The organism is Burkholderia sp. Ax-1724, from assembly GCF_011752995.1.
Lineage (GTDB): Bacteria > Pseudomonadota > Gammaproteobacteria > Burkholderiales > Burkholderiaceae > Paraburkholderia.
In genome coordinates this window covers 153,548-172,732 of sequence record NZ_VWWL01000012.1, presented here as the reverse complement: position 1 = coordinate 172,732, position 19,185 = coordinate 153,548, and the positions used below count along the sequence as shown (strand labels likewise).

The following is a 19,185-nucleotide window of genomic DNA, read 5'->3' as shown; positions in this document are numbered from 1 at the left end:
TTCAGGATTCTTCATGAACCATTCCAGCATATCGCGTGCGACCGCGCCGGGTTCGGATACCGGTGCGGGCACCGCGCGCGGCAGCCGCTTCGCGCCGGGACGCGCGCGTGACATCATCTGCCTCGGCCGTCTCGCCGTCGATCTGTACGCGCAGCAGGTCGGCGCGCGGCTCGAAGACGTATCGAGCTTCGCGAAGTATCTCGGCGGTTCGTCGGCGAATATCGCCTTCGGCTGCGCGCGGCTCGGACTCGATGCGGCGATGCTCGCGCGCGTCGGCGACGATCACATGGGCCGCTTTCTCACCGAAACGCTCGCGAATGAAGGCTGCGACGTGAGCCGCGTGCGCGTCGATCGCCAGCGGCTGACCGCGCTCGTGCTGCTCGGCCTCAAGGACCGCGACACGTTCCCGCTGATCTTCTACCGCGACGACTGCGCCGATATGGCAATCGACGCGGCCGATTTCGACGAGGCCTTTATCGCCTCGTCGAAAGCGCTGCTGATTACCGGCACGCACTTCTCGACGGAGCAGGTGAACCGCGCGAGCCGCCGCGCGCTCGACTACGCGCGCCGCAACCAGGTGCGCACGGTGCTCGACATCGACTATCGTCCGGTGCTGTGGGGACTCACCGGCAAGGCCGACGGCGAGACGCGTTTCGTCGCGAGCGAAGGCGTCACCGCGCATTTGCAGCGCATTCTGCCGCTGTTCGATCTCGTGATCGGCACCGAGGAAGAATTCCGCATCGCCGGCGGCAAGAGCGAGCTGATCGACGCGCTCGCGATGGTACGCGCGGTCACACCGGCCACGCTCGTGCTCAAGCGCGGGCCGCTCGGCTGCCAGATCATCGACGGCAACGTGCCGGCTTCGCTCGACGAGATGCCGGTTCACGGCGGCGTCGAAGTCGAGGTGCTGAACGTGCTCGGCGCGGGCGATGCATTCGCGTCGGGCTTTCTGTCCGGCTGGCTGCGCGACCGGCCGCTCGACGCCTGCGCGCGCGCCGCGAACGCGAGCGGCGCGCTGGTGGTCTCGCGGCACGGCTGTGCCCCGGCCATGCCGACGCCCGCCGAACTCGACTACTTCCTTGGCGAAGCACAAGCCGATCCGCAACGGATGCGCCGGCCCGACCGCGACGCGAAGCTCGCGCGCCTGCATCGCGTATCGCCGGCACGCAAGCCCTGGCATGAAGTGCTCGGCTTCGCGTTCGATCATCGCAATCAGTTTTTCGAACTGGCGCAGCAAACCGGCGCCGACGAAGCGCGCGTTGCACATCTGAAGAACCTGTTCGTCGAAGCGGTCGCGCAGACCGAACACGCGCTGCATCTGCAAGGCCGCATCGGCGTGCTGATCGACGACCGCTACGGTCAGGACGCGCTCAATGCCGCGACCGGCCGCGGCTGGTGGATCGGCCGCCCGGTCGAGCTGCCGGGTTCGGTGCCGCTCGTGTTCGATCAGGGCCGCTCGATCGGCACGACGCTGCTCGCGTGGCCGAAGGAGCACGTTGCGAAGTGCCTCGTGCAGTTTCATCCCGACGAGCCGATCGAGCAGCGCCTCGAACAGGAAGCGCAATTGCGCGCGCTTTACGATGCGACCCAGGCGAGCGGCCATGAACTGCTGCTCGAGGTGATTCCGCCGAAGCACGCGTCGCTGCCGCAGGGGCCCGACATCGTGTATCGCGCGCTCAAGCGTCTCTACAACCTCGGCATCTATCCCGAGTGGTGGAAGCTCGAACCGATGGACGCCGCGCAATGGCACGCCATCGATACGCTGATCGCCGAGCGCGACCCGTATTGCCGTGGCGTCGTGCTGCTCGGTTTGTCGGCGGCCGTCGAGCAGTTGAGCGAGGGCTTTCGCGCGGCCGCGCGGTCGGCGACGTGCCGCGGCTTTACGGTCGGCCGCACGATCTTTCACGACCCGAGTCAGGCGTGGCTGGCCGGAGAAATCGGCGATGACGAACTGATCGCGCGCGTGCGCCATACGTTCGAAACGCTGATCGCCGCCTGGCAAGCCGCTCAAGGCACGCCGCATCAGGTTCATCAGGAGCAGGCCGCATGAACGAACGCATCATGCAGGACGACGCCTTATCGGCGAGCAGCGCCGCGCAGACCCATGCGCAAACACAGGAGCAAGCACAGGCGCACGCGAATGCCGGCGCCACGCTGCGCCTGACGATGGCCCAGGCGCTGGTGCGCTATCTCGCCGCGCAACGCGTCGCCAGCGAAGACGGCAGCGGCACCGAGCCGCTGTTCGGCGGCGTGTTCGCGATCTTCGGCCACGGCAACGTCGCGGGCATCGGCGAGGCGCTGTACCAGCATCGCGACGAATTGCCGACGCTGCGCGCGCATAACGAGCAGGCGATGGCACATAGCGCGATCGCCTATGCGAAGGCGCATTTCCGCCGCCGCATGATGGCGGTCACGACCTCGATCGGCCCGGGCGCGACGAATCTGCTGACCGCCGCCGCGCTCGCGCACGTGAACCGCCTGCCGGTGCTGCTGTTGCCCGGCGACATCTTCGTCTCGCGCGCGCCCGACCCGGTGTTGCAGCAGCTCGAAGATTGCGCCGACGGCGGCGTCTCCGCCAACGATGCGTTCAAGCCGCTGTCGCGCTACTTCGATCGCATCGTGCATCCGGCGCAATTGCTGAGCGCCTTGCCGCGCGCGATACGCGTGCTGACCGACGCCGCGTTGTGCGGCCCCGTCACGCTCGCCTTGCCGCAGGACGTGCAGGCGCAGGCGTGGGATTTTCCGGCGGACTTCTTCGCGACGCGCGTGATCCGCTTTCATGCGCCCGCGCCGCGAATCGACGAGATCGAGGCGGCGTGCGCGCGTTTGCGGCAGGCAAAGCATCCGCTGATCGTCGCGGGAGGCGGCGTGCTGTACGGCCGCGCGGCCGACGCGCTGCAGCGCTTCGCGAGCGCGCACGGCATACCGGTCGCCGAAACGCAGGCCGGCAAAAGCGCGCTCGCGTGGAACGATCCGCTGAACACGGGCGCGCTCGGCGTGACCGGCTCGCCGGCCGCCAACGCGCTCGCGCACGATGCCGACTGCGTGCTCGCGGTCGGCACGCGTCTGCAAGACTTCACGACCGGCTCGAATACGCTGTTCACGCAAGCCGACGTGATCGCGATCAACGCCAATGCGTTCGACGGCCTCAAGCATCGCGCGCTCGTCGTCGAGGCCGATGCGCGGCTCGCGCTCGATGCGCTCGGCGAATCGCTGCACGGCTGGCACGCGGAGCGCGCATGGACCGCGCGTGCGCACAAACTCGCGGCAAGCTGGCGCGACACCGTGCACACGCTCACGCATGCGCCGCAACGCGACGCCGTGCTGCCCTACGAGGGCGACGTGATCGGCGCGGTGCAGCGTTCGAGCACGCATTCGGCGAACGACGACATCGTCGTGTGCGCGGCCGGCACGCTGCCCGCCGAATTGCACAAGCTGTGGCGCGCGGGCCGGCCTGGCGCGTATCACGTCGAATACGGCTATTCGTGCATGGGCTACGAGATCGCGGGCGGACTCGGCGTGAAGCTCGCACGGCCCGAGCGCGAGGTGATCGTGATGCTCGGCGACGGCAGTTATCTGATGCTCAACAGCGAGATCGCGACCTCGGTGATGCTCGACGCGAAGCTGATCGTCATCGTGCTCGACAATCGCGGCTTCGGCTGCATCAACCGCTTGCAGCAAGCCTGCGGCGGCGCGCCGTTCAACAATCTGCTCGCGGACAGCTTGCAGGGCGCAGCCGGCGCGCCACGCATCGACTTCGCCGCGCATGCGCGCGCGCTCGGCGCCGAGGCCGAGCACGTGGGCCATCTTGCCGAACTCGAAGCGGCGCTGCGGCGCGCCCGCGCGGCCACGCGCACGTACGTCATCAGTATCGACACCGATCCGGCCCGTACCACCGGCGACGGCGGCTGGTGGTGGGAAGTCGCGGTGCCCGAAGTCTCGCCGCGCGAGGCGGTGCGCGCCGCGCGCGCGAAATACGACGCGCAGCTTGCCGCGCGCGCCGAGCCGCCCGCATCCCTGCCGCACGACGCTCGCCACGCTCACGAATGAGGACGCCCGCATGACTGCTTTCGACGTACGTATCGGCATCAACCCGCTCTCGTGGATGAACGACGACCTGCCCTCGCTCGGCGGCGAAACGCCGCTTGAAGTCGCGCTGACCGAGGGCCGCCAGATCGGTTATGAGGGTTTCGAACTCGGCAACAAGTTTCCGCGCGAGCCGCAGGCGTTGAAGACGCTACTCGCGCGCTACGACCTCGCGCTCGTTTCCGGCTGGTATTCCGGAGAACTGGCGAAGCGCAGTGTCGCCGAGGAAATCGCCGCCGTCGGTCCGCATCTCGAACTGCTCGCGCAAAACGGCGCGACGGTGATGGTGTATGGCGAAGTCGCCGATTCGATTCAGGGCGCGGCGCGGCCGCTTTATCAACGGCCGCGTTTTTTCAGCGACGCGCAATGGTCCGGCTACACAGCACGGGTCGACGAATTCGCGCGCTATACGTTGAGCCATGGCGTGCGGCTTGCGTACCATCATCATATGGGCGCCTATGTCGAGACGCCGGCCGACGTCGATCAACTGATAGCACGCACGAGCGATGCGGTCGGCCTGCTGTTCGACGCGGGTCACATCACGTTTGCGGGCGGCGATCCGCTCGCGGTGCTCGACCAGCACATCGCGCGCGTCTGCCACGTGCATTGCAAGGACGTGCGGCCCGCGGTCATGAAGCTCGCGCGCAATCGCAACTGGAGTTTTCTCGATGCGGTAATCGCAGGCGCGTTCACGGTGCCGGGCGACGGGGCCGTGGATTTTGCCGGCATCATCGGCCGGCTGAAGCGGCATGGTTATCGCGGCTGGCTCGTCGTCGAAGCGGAACAGGACCCGGTGGTCGCGCCGTCGTTCGAGTATGCCCAGAAGGGTTATCGGACTTTGCGCACGCTCGCCGATGCACCGCTCGATACGCTCGACGGCGCGGGCAAGGAGGCAGCATGAGTTTATTGGTGAAGGCACAGCGCGAGGGCCAAACGATCGCGCGAGTCACGCCGCAGTCGGCCTGCTGGCGTTATGTCGGATTTGCCGCGTACCGGCTCGGCACGAGCGAAATCGTGCACGTATTCGAGCCGTCGCGCGAGGTATGCATCGTCGTGCTGACCGGGGCTGTCGATATCGAAACGCCCGACGCGACGTGGACCTCGCTCGGTTCGCGCGACAGCGTGTTCGAAGACGCCGCGCCGTATGCGGTCTATCTGCCGCCGAACGTGCGAGCGACCGTGCGCGCGAACCGCGATGCGGAGATCGGCATCGCAAGCGCGCCGGCCACGGGCGAGTACCCCGCGCGGCTCATCGAGCCCGCCTCGATGAAGCGCTCGACACGCGGCAGGTCGCTCAATACGCGCTACGTCTGCGATATTCTTCCGCAGACCGAGCCTGCCGAATCGCTGCTCGTCGTCGAAGTGAGAACGCCGGGCGGCCATGCGTCGAGCTATCCGCCGCACAAGCACGACACCGACAACATCCCTCACGAGAGTTCGCTCGAAGAGACTTACTATCACCGGCTCGATCCGCCGCAAGGCTTCGCGTTTCAGCGCGTCTACACCGATTCGCGCGATATCGACGAATCGATGGCCGTCGAGAATCACGACGTCGTGATGGTGCCGCGCGGCTATCATCCGGTCGTCGTGCCGTATGGGTACGACTCGTATTATCTGAACGTGATGGCCGGCAGCCAGCGCACCTGGCATTTCCACAACGACCCGGCGCACGAGTGGATTATCAATAAGGATGCTTGATTAATTATGCTGCGCGGTGCTTTGATGGCACCGTGCAGCGCGATTCGCATCGCGCTCCCGTACGCCGCTCACTGCGTCGCTCACTGTCCCGCCTTTCTCGCGGCAAGATCGACGCGCAGCGTGCCGTCCTCGTCCATGCGCACCGTCCCCTTCGAGACGTCGCGACGGTAGCCATACAGGTCGAACGTCATTGCGCCGGAGTTCGAACTGTCCTCGATATAGGTGCGCGTATTCGTGACGAGCGAGTTGAACATCTTCACGTCGCCGGCCTCGATCCATACGAAGCTATGCCCCGCGCCGGCCGGCGGCTTCGCAACGGCCGCGCTGTCGCGCCTGAACTTCAGCACGAGCCCGGCCTCGGTAACGGTCGCGCTCGCGAGCCGCGAGATCAGCGCGGGCGGCGGAAACACCGTGTACTGGTCGAACACGAGTTCGTTGCCCTTGAGCGCGACACCCTTGCGCGTGAACGGCGTCAACGACGCGAGCGGAATATCGAGCGCGCGCAGCAAACCCGCTTGCGGCACGCCGAGCACTTTCACCTCGGCGGGACGATAGACCAGATGCCGTTCGTCCGCCGCGCTGATCGTGCCGCTCATCGTGGTCGGCAGCCATACGCCGGGAAAATGATTCCATAGCTTGATGCCGCCCGTCACTTCGAGCTGGCCGTCGACCGGCTTCAGTTGCAGATCGTTGAGCGAGCGCGGCGCATAGTCGAGCAGATAGTCGTTGAAGAGCGCGGCCATTGCGGGCCACGGTTCGACGACCTCGCCGCCGATGATATGAATGTCGTACTGGTCGGGATCGTCTAAATCGACGGGCTCTCCGGGCTTTTTCGGCACCATCTGCGCATCGAGCGAGCGCACGTGAAAGCCGATGCGCCCTGCTACGTAGAAGTCGACGTTCTGCACGTGAATCAGCGGCGCGGGCCCCGACGAATGGCGTTCGTCGCCGAGTGCTGAAGCAGACAACGAAGCCGGCGCCGCGAGACTCCAGCGCTTGAACGCGACGCGCGTGCCGAGCGGAGTCGCATGCGCCGCCGATGCGATGCGTAAATTCTGCGGCACGTATTGCCAGATCGCGCGGGCCTGCGCGAGCGAGGCCTGCTGCGTGCGCAGCAGGCTGTCGTTATAGCGTGCGCTCGCGCTGCCGGTTTGCGGCGATTGCGGCGATTGCGACGACCCGGTCTTCGACGCGCTCGCGAGCGTCGGATACGACGGCAGATGCACGTCGAGCGCGCCCGCTTCGTCGAACGTGAAATAGCCGGCGGCCATCTGCTCGCGGTAGTGGTACAGATCGAGCACGAACGGCGCGGCATCGGCCGCGACGTTCGCTGCATTCGATCCGTTCGACCCAGTCGATGCAAGCGGCGTGATCGCCATGTCGATATTCATCGGCATCGAGCGCATGAACTTCACGTCGCCGCCCTGCACGAGCAGACCGTGCGCAGGCATCGTCGCGGGCCACGCGATGTTCGGCACGGTGCCGTCGTCGAGCGTGAAGCGCACGCCCGACGCGCTCGTTTGAATCTGCGTGATCGTCATGCGCAGCGCGGGCGGCGGCGTCAGTTTCGCGACCTGCATGACGACGTCGTCGCCATCGAGCCGCGCGATCGGCGTGTTGACCTTGAGCAGATCGGCCATCCGCACGTGCGCGGCCTGCATCAGTTTGTCCGCGCCGATGCCCGCCACTTCGACGTGATCGGGATGAAACACGAGTTCGTCAGGATTGCGCATCGACAGCGAGCCGGTCAGCGCGATCGGCACCCACGTGTCGCGATGCATCTCGCCCGTGATGCGCAGATTGCCGCCGTCCTGCGGCACGACGCGCATATTGCGCAGCGGCGAGCCCTGATACTGGAACAGATAGCGATCGAAAATCGCGGTGAGCTTCGCGCTGTCGAGCGTGACGTCGCCACGGTGCACGTGGATCGTCGCGCTGGTCGGGTCGTCGAAGACGATCGGCTGACCGGGGCGTGTCGGCGTCAGCGTCGCGGCCATGTCGTGAATCATGAAACCGATCTCGCCCGTCACCCGAAAATCGACGTCGCGCACGAACATGAGCGAACCGTCGATGCCGGAATCGCGCAGCGTCAGCACACGGCTGCGCGTTTCGTGCATGCCGCTCGCCGAGGGCACGCGCGCGGCGATCTGTTGCTCGGCAGCCCGTTGCCTCGCCTTGTCGCGTTCGAGCGTGGGACGTGATGCGGGTGCCGTGCCGGACGATGCGTTCTCGTTTGCGTTTGCGTTCGCCTCTGCTGCGCGATCCTGATTGCCCGGTGCGCTCGCCACGCGTTGTTGTGCCTTCGATGCGGCATCGGCCGGCATCGAGTCCGCGGTCGAGCTAGCATCCGCGCATGCGGACATCAGCAAGGCGGCGGCCAGTAGCGCCGCGCCCGCGCCGAACCGCGAACTCCAGGAACGCCGGGAATGCCTGGCATGCCCGGCTCGATCCAACGGACCCAGATGCACTTCAACGCGCGCCTCGATGTTCGCTCCGACGCGCTCGACACTCAACGCCACCTGCCGTTTCATCATGTCTCCTCCTGAAGCCGCGGCGCGTCTTTTGCGCGTCTAACGCGGCGGGGTTCGGCGCATTCATGAACTCGGGCGGAAGTCGCGTGTACGAGCCCTGCACAGGCTTCGAACATCGCTTCGCCGTTGCGCGCCGCTGACTCGATTGTCTTTATTTGTCCGCGCGTTGCCGACAAGATTTCTGGAGGACGCTCACCAAACGATCAATCGTTTGAATCGCACGAGCGAATCGATGGAAAGCCCCATACACGGGGCATGTGCGGCAGGTCGCGATGAACGGTTCAAACGCCATTGCAAACGTGTATCGGCACTTCAGACCGTGCCAGCGCGAGCCACGCCAATAATCAGGTGCTCGAAACGTGTACCGCACCTCATGCGGCAAAGCACTCAACCCGCGATTGCGGCCGCGCCGCTCAACCGACACCAAGCCACTCGCGCATCACGTCGTCGCGCCCGAGAAACGCATCGAGCGCGCCGTCGAACACGATCTCGCCATGCCCCATCACGGCGACGCGACTGGCGATTTCCCGCGCGATCACGAGGCGCTGCTCGATCAGCAGCATCGCGACGCCGCGCTCGCGCAACGTGCGCAGGCACCCGGCGACCTGCTCCATCACGCCGCTCGCGAGACCTTCGCCGGGTTCGTCGATCAGCAGCAGATCGGGATCGCCGAGCAACGCCCGCGCGAGCGCGAGCATCTGCTGCTCGCCGCCCGACAGCGCGCCGGCGCGCGTGTGCCGGCGCTCGGCCAGCACGGGGAACAGCGCGTAGGCGTCATCGAGCGTAAAGCGCGGCGTGCGCTTGCGCGGCGAGATACCGAGCAGCAGATTTTCATGCACGCTCAGCGCCGCGAACACGTCGCGATGTTCGGCCACATAGCCAAGGCCAAGCCGCGCGATTTCGAAGGTGCGCAGCCCGGCGAGCGAACGGCCCGCGAAACGCAACTCGCCCTCGCTGCGCACGAGGCCCATGATCGCGCGCGCAAGCGTCGAGCGCCCCGAGCCGTTGCGGCCGACGAGCGCGAGCACTTCGCCGCGCGCGAGGCCGAGCGTGACGCCGTGCAAGGCCTGGCTCGCGCCATACCACGCGTGCAGATCGCGGATCTCGAGCAGCGCGCTCATGTGCGCTCGCCCAGATACACAGCCCGCACTGCCTCGTCGGCGCGAATCGCCGCCGGCGAACCGGTCGCGATGATGCGCCCCTGCACGAGCACCGAAATGCGGTCGGCAAGCGTGAAGACCGCGTCCATGTCGTGCTCGACCATCAGCAGCGTGCGGCCTGCCGTGGTCTCGCGAATCAGTTCGATCGCGCGCGCCGCTTCCGCGCGGTTCATGCCCGCGGTCGGCTCGTCGAGCAGCAAGGTATGCGCGCCGCCCGCGAGCGCGATGCCGAGATCGAGCGCGCGCTGCTCCGCATAACTGAGCGTGCCGGCCTGCACGTCGCGGCGCGCGCCGAGGCCGACCGCGTCGAGCACCTCGGCCGCGCGCGCATCGATCGCCGGCGAGCCGGTCACGCGTTGCCACCAGCGCGTGCGGTCGCGCTCGGCGAGCATGGCCGCGCAGCGCAGGTTGTCGAGCACGCTAAGCCGCGCGAACACACTCGTGCTCTGGAAACTGCGCGCGAGGCCACGGCGCGCGATCGCAGCCGGCGCGAGCCGCGTGATCTCCGCGCCGAACAGATGGATGCGTCCCGCGCTCGGCCGTGCACCGCCCGCGATCAGATTGAACAGCGTCGACTTGCCCGCGCCGTTCGGGCCGATCAGCGCATGCCGCTCGCCGGGCTCGATCTCGAGATCGACGCCGCGCAGAATCCGCGTCGCACCGAAACGCTTTTCGATGTTGTAGAGACCCAGTGCCGGGATCATCGCGTCTCTCCGCTGGATGACGCAACGCGAGCGCGCCCGGCTTGAGGGGCGAGACGAGCGTGCGCGCGCATCGCATAGCGCGTGGTCAGCGCACCGAACGCGGCAAGCAAGGCCAGCGCCACGGCGGGCCACCACGACACCGCGCTCAACGCCGATGCAAGCGGCGCACCGTCAGCCCCCGCGTTTGCGCCGAAGCCGAAGATCGCGCCCGCCGCGCCCTCGTCCGCGCCGAATCGCGCGGCATAGGCCCACTGCACCGCGAGCACGACGGCTGCGCTCCACAGCAGCACCGCCAGCGCGCTCCATAGATAGGCGGCGCGGCGCCGCCGCCAGCCTTGCGCCGCGATGCGCGCCGCGTGCCGCGCGCAGAAACCCGCGAGCCCGTCGGGCGCGGCGAGCACGACGGCCACGAAGAAGAGACCCAGATAGAACAGCCACGCGCGCGTAACGCTCGCGACGATCACGCTGAAAAACGTCAACACGAGAGCGCCGGCAACCGGCCCGAAAAACGCAGCCGTCCCGCCGATCACCGTCGCGATCAGCACCGCGCCCGAGCGCATCATGCCGACGCTTTCCGTCGACACGAGTTCGATATTGACGAGCCCCATCGTCCCCGCCATGCCCGCGAAAAACGCCGACAGCACCACCACGCCATAGCGGATACGCGCCGGATAGCAGCCGATCGCGGCCGCGCGCGCCGGGTTGTCGCGCACCGCGTTCGCGAGGCGCATGAACGGCGTGCGCGACAGCGCGAACATCGCCGCGCTCGCGGCGAGACACCACAGCGCGATCAGCGCATAGGCCTCGCGCGCCGGACCGAAGCTCAGGCCAAAAAAGCGCGGGCCGCTCGCGCGATCGATCGCGATGCCGGCCTCGCCGCCGAACCAGCCCGGCAGCGTCCACGCGGCCGCGACCACGAGTTCGCCGAGGCCGAGCGTAATCATCGCGAACGCGGTGCCGGAGCGGCGCGTCGCGATCAGGCCGAACAGCAGGCCGCACAACGCGCCGCCCATGCCGCCGACGAGCGGCAGCAGCACGAGCGGCATGCCGGTCGCGTTGAACATGCGCGCGGCGATCAGCGCGCCGAGCCCCGCATAGGCGGCATGCCCGAACGACAGCAGCCCGGTCTCGCCGAGCAGCAGGTTGTAGGAGAGCGCGAACACGATCATCGTCGCGGTCTGCGCGAGGTACGCGAGCAGCCAGCTTTGCGACCCGACGAACGGCGGCAACGCGAGAAAGACGGCGAGCGCGAGCCAAGGTGCGAACGAACGCGCGGACGGCCCACGCCCAGCGGTTTGCGGTGCAGTCCCAGGGCGCTCCGGGTGCTCCGGGTGCTCCGGGCGTTCAGGGCGTGCTGCGGCGCCCCTCGCCTCCGCCCCCGCATCCCGCTTACGCATGATCCCCCCGCCGTCCGAACAGCCCTCGCGGCCTCAGCGCCAGCACCGCGACGAGCAGCAGATACGGAATCAGCGGCGCGAGTTGCGCGAGCGTCAGCGCGTCCCAGTCGGGCGGCAACGCCACGCCGGCGACCGACAGCACCTCGCCCAGCGACACGTCGCTCGCCACCGCGAGCGTCTGCACGCAGCCGACCAGCAGCGACGCCACGAGCGCCCCGCTCAACGAACCGAGCCCGCCGATCACGACCACGACGAACACGATCGAGCCGAGCGATTCCGCCATCGCCGGCTCGATCACGAAGAGCGGCGCGCCGATCGCGCCGGCCAGCGCGGCGAGCGCCGTGCCGGCCGCGAATACCCCGGTGAACACGGCGGGCACGTTATGACCGAGCGCTTCGACCGCTTGCGGATGCGTTAGCGCGGCGCGCACGACGAGGCCCGTGCGCGACACGCGCAGCACCGCGACGAGCGCCGCGAGCATCGCCAGCGACACCGCCATCATGAACGCGCGATAGCGCGCGAAGCTCGCGCCGTACAGCGAGAACAGCGGACCGTCGAGCACGACCGGCACCGGCGCGGACAGCGGACCGAGCCCCCAGCCGAGCTTGACCAGTTCGCCGAGCAGATACGCGGCACCGAACGTGAGCAGCAACTCGGGCAGATGACCGTGCGCACGCACGCGCCGCAACAGCCAATGCTCGAACGCCGCGCCAAGCAGACCGACGCCGAGCGGAGCGATCACGAGCGCGCTCCAGAACCCGGCGCGCGCGGCCACCGAAAAGCCGACGTACGCGCCGAGCATGTAGAAGCTCGCATGCGCGAAATTGAGCACGCCGAGCATGCTGAAAATCAGCGTGAGCCCGGCGGACAGCATGAACAGCAGCAGCCCGTAGCTGAGGCCGTTGAGGAGATTGACGATGAACGACTGCACGCGCTGAATCCGTTCCGGTCTGTCCCGACTCGCTTCAGCCCGCCTGCGCGGCCACGGCAAGCGGTTCGAGCGCTGCGCGCAGTTCGGCGGGCAGGTTCACGGGACGGCGCGTGACGCGATCCACGTAGACGTGCACGAAATGCCCCTGCGCGGCGGGTTCGACCTCGCCCTCCCGGAAAAGCCCGACTTCGTAGCGCACGCTCGACGTGCCGAGCCGCGCGACACGCAGGCCCGCGTCGATGCGATCCGGAAACACGAGCGGCGCGAAGTAATTGCACTGCGTCTCGACGACGAGCCCGATCGTCGCGCCCTGCTCGAAATCGAGCACGCCCGCACGGATCAGATACTCGTTCACGACGGTGTCGAAATAGCTGTAGTAGACGACGTTGTTCACGTGACCGTAGACGTCGTTGTCCATCCAGCGGGTCGTGATCGGCAGGAAGTGCGGGTAGGCGGAGCGTGGCGCGGGAGCGGGTTTGTTCATGAGGCGTGGGGTTTGATCGGCTGCGTGATGATAGGGGTATTTCTGGCGATAGCGATAGCGATGACGCAAGCGATGACAATGACCATGACGACAACAGCGGCGGTCAGGCGCGACGCGTGGCCGTGGCCGCTACCGCGCACCGCCTCGCCTCGTCACAGCGACTCGGTCAGCATGCGGCGGTAATCGTCGGCCGTCGCTTCGCGCGGATTCGTGCGATGGCAATGATCGGCGAGCGCGCCCTGCACGACCTTGTCGAACATGCTCTCGTCGACGCCCATCTGCGCGAGGCCGGTTGGCAGACCGAGCCGTGCCGTCATGTCGAACAGCGCCTGCGCGAGATCGGTCTGCTCGGACAATCCCATCACGCGGCGCATGCGTGCGAAGCGACGCTCGGCCACCACGCTCGGCGCGCGTTCGTTGAAGCGCAGCACGGCGGGCAGCACGACCGCGTTCAGCGTGCCGTGATGCAGCGAGGTTCGGCCGTTCACCTTCAGCCCGCCCAGCGGATGCGACAGCGAGTGTACACAGCCGAGCCCCTTCTGGAACGCCATCGCGCCCTGCATCGACGCGCTCATCATGTTCAGACGCGCCTCGCGGTCGCTGCCGTCCGCGCATGCCCGCTCGATGCTGTGCCACGCGCGTTCGAGACCGTCGAGCGCGATGCCGTCGGCGGGCGGATTGAAGGCCGGCGCGAGGAACGTTTCGATGCAGTGCGCGATCGCGTCCATGCCGGTCGCCGCGGTCAGCCCCGGCGGCAGGCCGAGCGTCAGGCCCGGATCGCAGAGCGCCGCTTTCGGCAGCAGATGCCACGAGTGAAAGCCGAGCTTGCGGCCATCGTCGAGGATCACGATCGCACCGCGCGCGACTTCGCTGCCGGTGCCCGCGGTGGTCGGAATCGCGATCAGCGGCGCGACGGCCTCGGTGATCTTCGCACTGCCGCCTTCGATCGTCGCGTACTGCGTGAGCGGTCCCGGATGCGTGGCCGCGATCGCGACGCCCTTGGCGAGATCGATCGACGAACCGCCGCCCACCGCGATCAGGCCATCGCAGCCCGCGTCGCGATACATCCGCGCGGCGGCCAGCACCATCGCCTCGGTCGGGTTCGACGGCGTGTCGTCGAAAAGCGGCACGTCGCCGAGCTTCAGTGCGTCGAGCGCGCGCTGCGCGATGCCGACCGCGACGACGCCCTTGTCGCTGATGACGAGCGGCCGCGTCATGCCGATGCGCGCGCACTCGGCCGGCAGTTGCGACAATGCTTCGTAGCCCAGATGAATATGCGTCAGATAGTAGATGTAAGCCATGCCGTGCTTCTCCCGAGCGTGAGCTCATTGACCGCTGATTGACTTGGGTTGATCGTTCGTTACCGCGCTGACTGGGGTGCTGGTTCGGGTGCCGTTTTGTGCGTTGTTTGGTGTGCTATTTCGTGTGCTGGTTCGTATGCCGGTTCGTGCGTCGTCTGGTGTGGCCGATGCCGTGCGCCGTATCGAGCTTGTCTGCGCGGGCCGTGTCGTTTAGGCCTGCTTCGAGCTTCGCCGCCGTTGCCTCGTCGGCCCGTTATGTATCGTCGCGCGATGAAGTACCGCCGACGCGGGCAACACCATGCTCGCCGCCATCGCGCCGCCCGCGAACGCGACTCACTGCCCCGGCCGCTCGACGAATTCGAACGGCAGACCGCGCCGCCGCATCCATTCGCCGAGCGCCTGGCCGGTGCCCGCGCGCCAGGGCCGCAGCTTCGCCGGCTCGACGAGCCGGTATTCGAGCAGTTCCGGCGATAGCGAGACCGTCCCATGCGCCTTCACGTGATACGCGATGATCAGCTCGTTCTTGCGGATGAACTCGTACACGCCGATCAGTTCGACCGACTCCGTCTGCAGCGACGTCTCTTCGAGCACTTCGCGCGCGATGCCCTGCTCCGGCGTCTCGCCGTTTTCGAGGAAGCCGGTAATCAGCGCGAACATGCCCTCGGGCCACGCAGCATTGCGCGCGAGCAGAATCTTGCCCTCGTACTCGACGATCGCGGCCACGACCGGCAGCGGGTTATTCCAGTGGACGTAGCCGCACACGGTATCGGGGCAGCTTTGGCGTATGCGGCCGCCTTCGTGCTCGGGGTCGGCGCGTTCGGTCAACGGCTTGGCGCAGCGGGGACAAAAGCGGTATTCGGTCATGTCGTGAGGTGTCTCGTGTCTTGTGTGTATGTCTGTCTGCCGCGATTGGACGCGGTCGGGGGCGACTGCGTGCGATGGCGAGGAGTGAAGGCGGAAGATAATGGCGGCGGCGGCGCGCTTCGCTTCACGCCTTGCATCACGCCGCGCACAACTCGCGCAGCTCGGCGGCAAAGCGCTCGACCGTCGCGGGCTGCGTGTCCCACGCGCACATCAGCCGGCAGCCGCCCGCGCCGATGAATTCGTAGAACCTCCAGCCGCGCGCGCGCATCGCCTTCGCGGCGTGCGGCGGCAACTGCGCGAAGACCGCGTTCGATTCGCCCGGAAACATGATGCTCACACCCGGAATTTCCTGCAACCGCGTTTGCAGCAGACGCGCCATCGCGTTCGCGTGACGCGCGTTGCGCAGCCACACGTCGTTGTCGAGCAGGCCGAGCCAGGGCGCGGAGATGAAGCGCATCTTCGAGGCAAGCTGCCCCGCCTGCTTCAGGCGATAGGCGAAATCGTCGGCGAGAGCGCGATCGAAGAACACCACCGCTTCGCCGACCGGCAGGCCGTTCTTCGTGCCGCCGAAGCACAGCACGTCGACGCCCGCGCGCCACGTGATCTCCGACGGATGCACGTCGAGCGCCGCGACCGCGTTCGCAAAGCGCGCGCCGTCCATATGCAGCTTCAGATGACGGCGCTTCGCGATCGCCGCGATCGCGCGCACTTCCTCGACCGTGTAGACGGTGCCGACCTCGGTCGACTGCGTGAGCGTGACGACCTTCGGCTTCGGATAGTGGATGTCGGCGCGGCGCGTGACGACCGCTTCGATCGCATCGGGCGTGAGCTTGCCGCCGATGCCGGGCGCCGTCAGCAGCTTCGAGCCGCCCGAGAAGAATTCGGGGCCGCCGCATTCGTCGGTCTCGATGTGCGCGAGTTCGTGGCAGATCACCGAGTGATACGACTGGCACAGCGAGGCCAGCGCGAGCGAGTTGGCGGCCGTGCCGTTGAAGACGAAGAACACCTCGCAGTCGGTCTGGAACAGATCGCGCAGACGGTCGCAGACCTGGCTCGTCCAGGAATCGTCGCCGTAGGCCGGCTCGTGGCCGCTGTGGTTGGCGGCGATCAGCGCCTCGAGCGCTTCGGGACAGATGCCGGCGTAGTTATCGGACGCGAAATGTTGCATGGTGGCGCGGCGCGCCCGGCGACAGGCGCGTGGAAATGACGGGAAGCGGTCATTTTAGTGCGATCGTGCGATTTTGGTGAAGGTATGCGGGATGGGCGCCGGGTGTGGTGGTATCGGATGTCGGCCTGGGAAGGGGGATGAGGTTGGGGCTTGGGGCTTCGGGCTTCGGGCTTCGGGCTTCGGGCTCTCCAAATCGTCGAACACCTCGGCCGTTAGTTGCAGCCGCAATCCGGCATGCCGCCACGGCCACGCGGCACGCGCGCCACGGCGACCAGTCCCGCCGCGCCCGCCAGCAGCGCGCCCACGGCCAGCCACAGCGCCGGCGAAAACGATCCCGTCTGCGCGGCAATCGGCGCGGCCACCAACGGACCGACGATCTGGCCGATGCCGTAAGCCGCCGTCGCATAGCCCATCAGACCGGCCGCGTCGTCGCCACGCAGACGCCGCGCCTCGCGCATCGCGAACAGCGTGATCGCGGTGAACGGCAGGCCGATCAGGATGCTGCCGAGCGAAAAACCGCCCGCTGTCGGCCAGACGATGCCCAGCGCGATGCCGAGCGCTTGCAGCACGTAGGAGCCGGCGAGCAGCGCGCGGTTGTCCCAATGCACGGGCAAACGCGCGGCCGCCATCGCACCGACGATCAGCGCCACGCCGAACATCGGCCAGAACAGGTCAGGCCACGACGAACCCGGCAGCGCGTGGCGCGCTATGACTGGCAGGAACGTCGCGGTGATGATGTAGCCGAAGCCGGGGATGCCGTAGAGCAGGACCAGCCAGAAGGCGTCGACACGGTGAGCGGTGGCGCTTCGATGGGCCGGGATTGAGTGGGCGTGCTCCTCGGCGGTGTCGGCCGATGCAACGTGAGTCGATTCGGCCAACGCCGCGACAGCAGCGCGCTCTGACTCAAGATAGTCCGCCGCGCCCTCCCTTGCCGCGCTGCCGCTCCGGGCCGCCCGATCCGCGGCGGCTTGTTGCGCCGCGCGCGGCCGCTCCCGCTTCGCGCCGTCCGCGGCGCTCTTGCGACCGCCTTCCGGCGCGGCTTGCGCACGCGGCGCGGCGCCGAACACCGGCCACACCAGCGCCGACAGCAGCGCGCCGATCACGCCGAAACCGATCCACCCGGCCGTCGCGCCATACCGGCCCGCGATGCTCACGAACAAGCCCGTGCCGACGATACCGACGCCCGGCCCCGTATAAATCACCCCGCTCCACGCATGCGCGCCGAGTTCGGCGAGCCGCCGCAAGCCCCACTGCGACGCGAACACGAAGGTCCACGCGCTGACCGCCCCGGCGACGAAGCGCACCACGGCCCATACCCAGAACTGGCTCGTGACGCCCATCGCGAGTGTCAGCACAACCGTCGCGACGAGCCCTACGCGCACCATGCGCGCCGGGTCGGTACGCAGCGCCGCGCACATCACCGCGCCGGCGAAATAGCCCGCGTAGTTGAACGAGGCGAGCCAGCCGCCGTGCTGGATGTCGATCTGCGGCTGGCCGAGCGCGGCGCCGTGCAGCATCAGCGGCAGCAGTGGCGTGAAGGCGAAGCGGCCGATACCGAGCGCGACGGCCAGCGTCACCATGCAGGCAAGCGCCGCGCGCCGGGCGGCGTGGGGTTCGTGGAAGCGCATAGATGTGTGGGAGGCGAGAGCGTTCATGGTCGGCGGTCGAACAGCAGTGAGGTGATCCCTATGTGAATCCATCTTAGCTTGACCAGACGATCTCTAAAAATGAATAATTAGGATATCAACCATCACCCGGAGAGAATCATGGATCTGGCCGCCCTGACCATTTTTCGCGCCGTCGTGCGGGAAAACGGCGTGACGCGCGCCGCCGCCAAGCTCAACCGCGTGCAATCGAACGTGACGACGCGCATCAAGCAGCTCGAAGAGCAACTCGGCACCGAACTGTTCATCCGCGACGGCCGCCGCCTCGTGCTGACACCGGCCGGCGAAACGCTGCTGCCCTACGCGGAGCGCCTGCTCGCGCTCGCCGACGAAGCGCGCCACGCGGTGCGCGAGGACCGGCCGAGCGGGCGTCTGCGGCTCGGCACGATGGAAAGCGTCGCGGCGACGCGTCTGCCGGGCCTGCTCGCGCAATATCACCAGCAGTGGCCCGCCGTCGAGCTGGAACTGGAGACGGGCACGACCGGCAAGCTGATCGAGCGGGTGCGCGAGTTCGAGGTCGATGCCGCGCTCGTGGCGACGCCGCTCGATCCGGCCGCGCTCGGCGAGTTGTTCGAGAGCGTGCCGGTTTTTCGCGAAGAACTCGTGATGCTGACGCCGCGCGGACATCGGCCGATTCGCGAAGTACGCGACGTCGCGCTCTCGACGCTGATCGCGTTCGAGCGCGGCTGCGCCTATCGGTCGTATATCGAAAAATGGTATCTGGAGCACGACGTGCGGCCCGCGCGCGTGCTCGAACTCGGCTCGTATCACGCGATCGTCGCGTGCGTGGCGGCCGGCGCCGGCGTCGCGGTCGCGCCGCGCTCGGTGCTCGACCTGCAGGCCGACGCGAGCAATATCGCGGTACACGCGCTACCCGACATCGGGATGATCGAAACGCTGCTCGTCTGGAGACGCGGCCATTTTTCGTCCGCGCTCAATGCGCTGCGGCGCACGCTGGTGGCGCCGCAGGAGAATGCGGTAGCCGGGGATATGCCGCAGCGTGTAGATGCGGCGGTCGCGATCGATGCGGGTGCTGCGTGATGGGTGGGGGTTTGCGTTTGCCGAGGGTCTGCTGCCGGTCGTCTGCTGCGGGTCTGCTGTGAAGCTCGTCATGGCCTCGCTCGCGTACGGAGAAAACGAAAGGGCCACGCGGCAAACCGCGTGGCCCTTTCTCTCGTCAACCAGACCAATCCGGAA

The 19,185-nt window shown here is 67.6% G+C and carries 15 protein-coding genes; 5 read left to right on the top strand and 10 right to left on the bottom strand.

The window, feature by feature from the left end:
• Positions 1-13: 13 nt before the first annotated feature.
• Genes iolC through iolB form a run of 4 tightly spaced genes read left to right on the top strand, consistent with a single transcriptional unit; the run spans position 14 to position 5,784 of the window.
• The gene (iolC, locus tag F3J19_RS16495) at positions 14-2,050 is read left to right on the top strand and encodes a 5-dehydro-2-deoxygluconokinase (RefSeq protein WP_167043181.1); all 2,037 of its coding nucleotides are present in this window, start codon (positions 14-16) and stop codon (positions 2,048-2,050) included.
• Positions 2,047-4,050 (top strand): 3D-(3,5/4)-trihydroxycyclohexane-1,2-dione acylhydrolase (decyclizing), encoded by a 2,004-nt coding sequence (gene iolD, locus F3J19_RS16490; RefSeq protein WP_167043179.1) that lies wholly within the window; start codon positions 2,047-2,049, stop codon positions 4,048-4,050. The genes iolC and iolD overlap by 4 nt, the downstream gene beginning before the upstream one ends.
• 10 nt (positions 4,051-4,060) lie before the next feature.
• Entirely contained in the window at positions 4,061-4,987 is a 927-nt protein-coding gene (gene iolE / locus F3J19_RS16485; RefSeq protein ID WP_167043177.1) for a myo-inosose-2 dehydratase, read from the top strand.
• A complete protein-coding gene (iolB, locus tag F3J19_RS16480; protein ID WP_167043176.1) occupies positions 4,984-5,784 on the top strand; it encodes a 5-deoxy-glucuronate isomerase in 801 nt (266 codons plus the stop codon). Before iolE ends, iolB begins: the two co-directional genes overlap by 4 nt.
• Before the next feature lie 80 nt (positions 5,785-5,864).
• Here the strand turns inward: iolB and F3J19_RS16475 are convergent, their stop codons facing one another.
• The 10 genes from F3J19_RS16475 to F3J19_RS16430 all read right to left on the bottom strand — a co-directional run bounded on the left by F3J19_RS16475 (position 5,865) and on the right by F3J19_RS16430 (position 17,979).
• Positions 5,865-8,147 carry a hypothetical protein gene (locus F3J19_RS16475; RefSeq protein ID WP_167043247.1) on the bottom strand — a complete coding sequence of 761 codons (2,283 nt, stop codon included), beginning with the start codon at positions 8,145-8,147 and terminating at the stop codon, positions 5,865-5,867.
• Positions 8,148-8,728: 581 nt separating this feature from the next.
• Positions 8,729-9,436: an ABC transporter ATP-binding protein gene (locus F3J19_RS16470; protein ID WP_167043174.1), complete on the bottom strand. Its 708-nt coding sequence runs from the start codon at positions 9,434-9,436 to the stop codon at positions 8,729-8,731.
• Entirely contained in the window at positions 9,433-10,179 is a 747-nt protein-coding gene (locus tag F3J19_RS16465; protein ID WP_167043172.1) for an ABC transporter ATP-binding protein, read from the bottom strand. The genes F3J19_RS16470 and F3J19_RS16465 overlap by 4 nt, the downstream gene beginning before the upstream one ends.
• Positions 10,176-11,576: a branched-chain amino acid ABC transporter permease gene (locus F3J19_RS16460; RefSeq protein WP_167043170.1), complete on the bottom strand. Its 1,401-nt coding sequence runs from the start codon at positions 11,574-11,576 to the stop codon at positions 10,176-10,178. Before F3J19_RS16460 ends, F3J19_RS16465 begins: the two co-directional genes overlap by 4 nt.
• Positions 11,569-12,507: a branched-chain amino acid ABC transporter permease gene (locus F3J19_RS16455; RefSeq protein WP_167043168.1), complete on the bottom strand. Its 939-nt coding sequence runs from the start codon at positions 12,505-12,507 to the stop codon at positions 11,569-11,571. The genes F3J19_RS16460 and F3J19_RS16455 overlap by 8 nt, the downstream gene beginning before the upstream one ends.
• A 34-nt stretch (positions 12,508-12,541) precedes the next feature.
• A complete protein-coding gene (locus F3J19_RS16450; protein ID WP_167043166.1) occupies positions 12,542-12,991 on the bottom strand; it encodes a thioesterase family protein in 450 nt (149 codons plus the stop codon).
• Between the two features lie 152 nt (positions 12,992-13,143).
• On the bottom strand, positions 13,144-14,292 hold the full coding sequence (locus F3J19_RS16445) for an iron-containing alcohol dehydrogenase (RefSeq protein WP_167043164.1): 1,149 nt from the start codon (positions 14,290-14,292) through the stop codon (positions 13,144-13,146).
• Positions 14,293-14,625: 333 nt separating this feature from the next.
• The gene (locus F3J19_RS16440) at positions 14,626-15,156 is read right to left on the bottom strand and encodes an NUDIX domain-containing protein (protein WP_167043162.1); all 531 of its coding nucleotides are present in this window, start codon (positions 15,154-15,156) and stop codon (positions 14,626-14,628) included.
• Positions 15,157-15,292: 136 nt separating this feature from the next.
• Complete coding sequence (locus tag F3J19_RS16435) at positions 15,293-16,324, bottom strand: low specificity L-threonine aldolase (protein WP_167043160.1); 1,032 nt, start codon at positions 16,322-16,324, stop codon at positions 15,293-15,295.
• Between the two features lie 212 nt (positions 16,325-16,536).
• On the bottom strand, positions 16,537-17,979 hold the full coding sequence (locus tag F3J19_RS16430; protein ID WP_167043158.1) for a YbfB/YjiJ family MFS transporter: 1,443 nt from the start codon (positions 17,977-17,979) through the stop codon (positions 16,537-16,539).
• 111 nt (positions 17,980-18,090) lie between these two features.
• Here F3J19_RS16430 and F3J19_RS16425 point away from each other — a divergent pair, with 111 nt between their 5' ends.
• Entirely contained in the window at positions 18,091-19,029 is a 939-nt protein-coding gene (locus F3J19_RS16425; RefSeq protein ID WP_167043156.1) for a LysR family transcriptional regulator, read from the top strand.
• Positions 19,030-19,185: the final 156 nt, after the last annotated feature.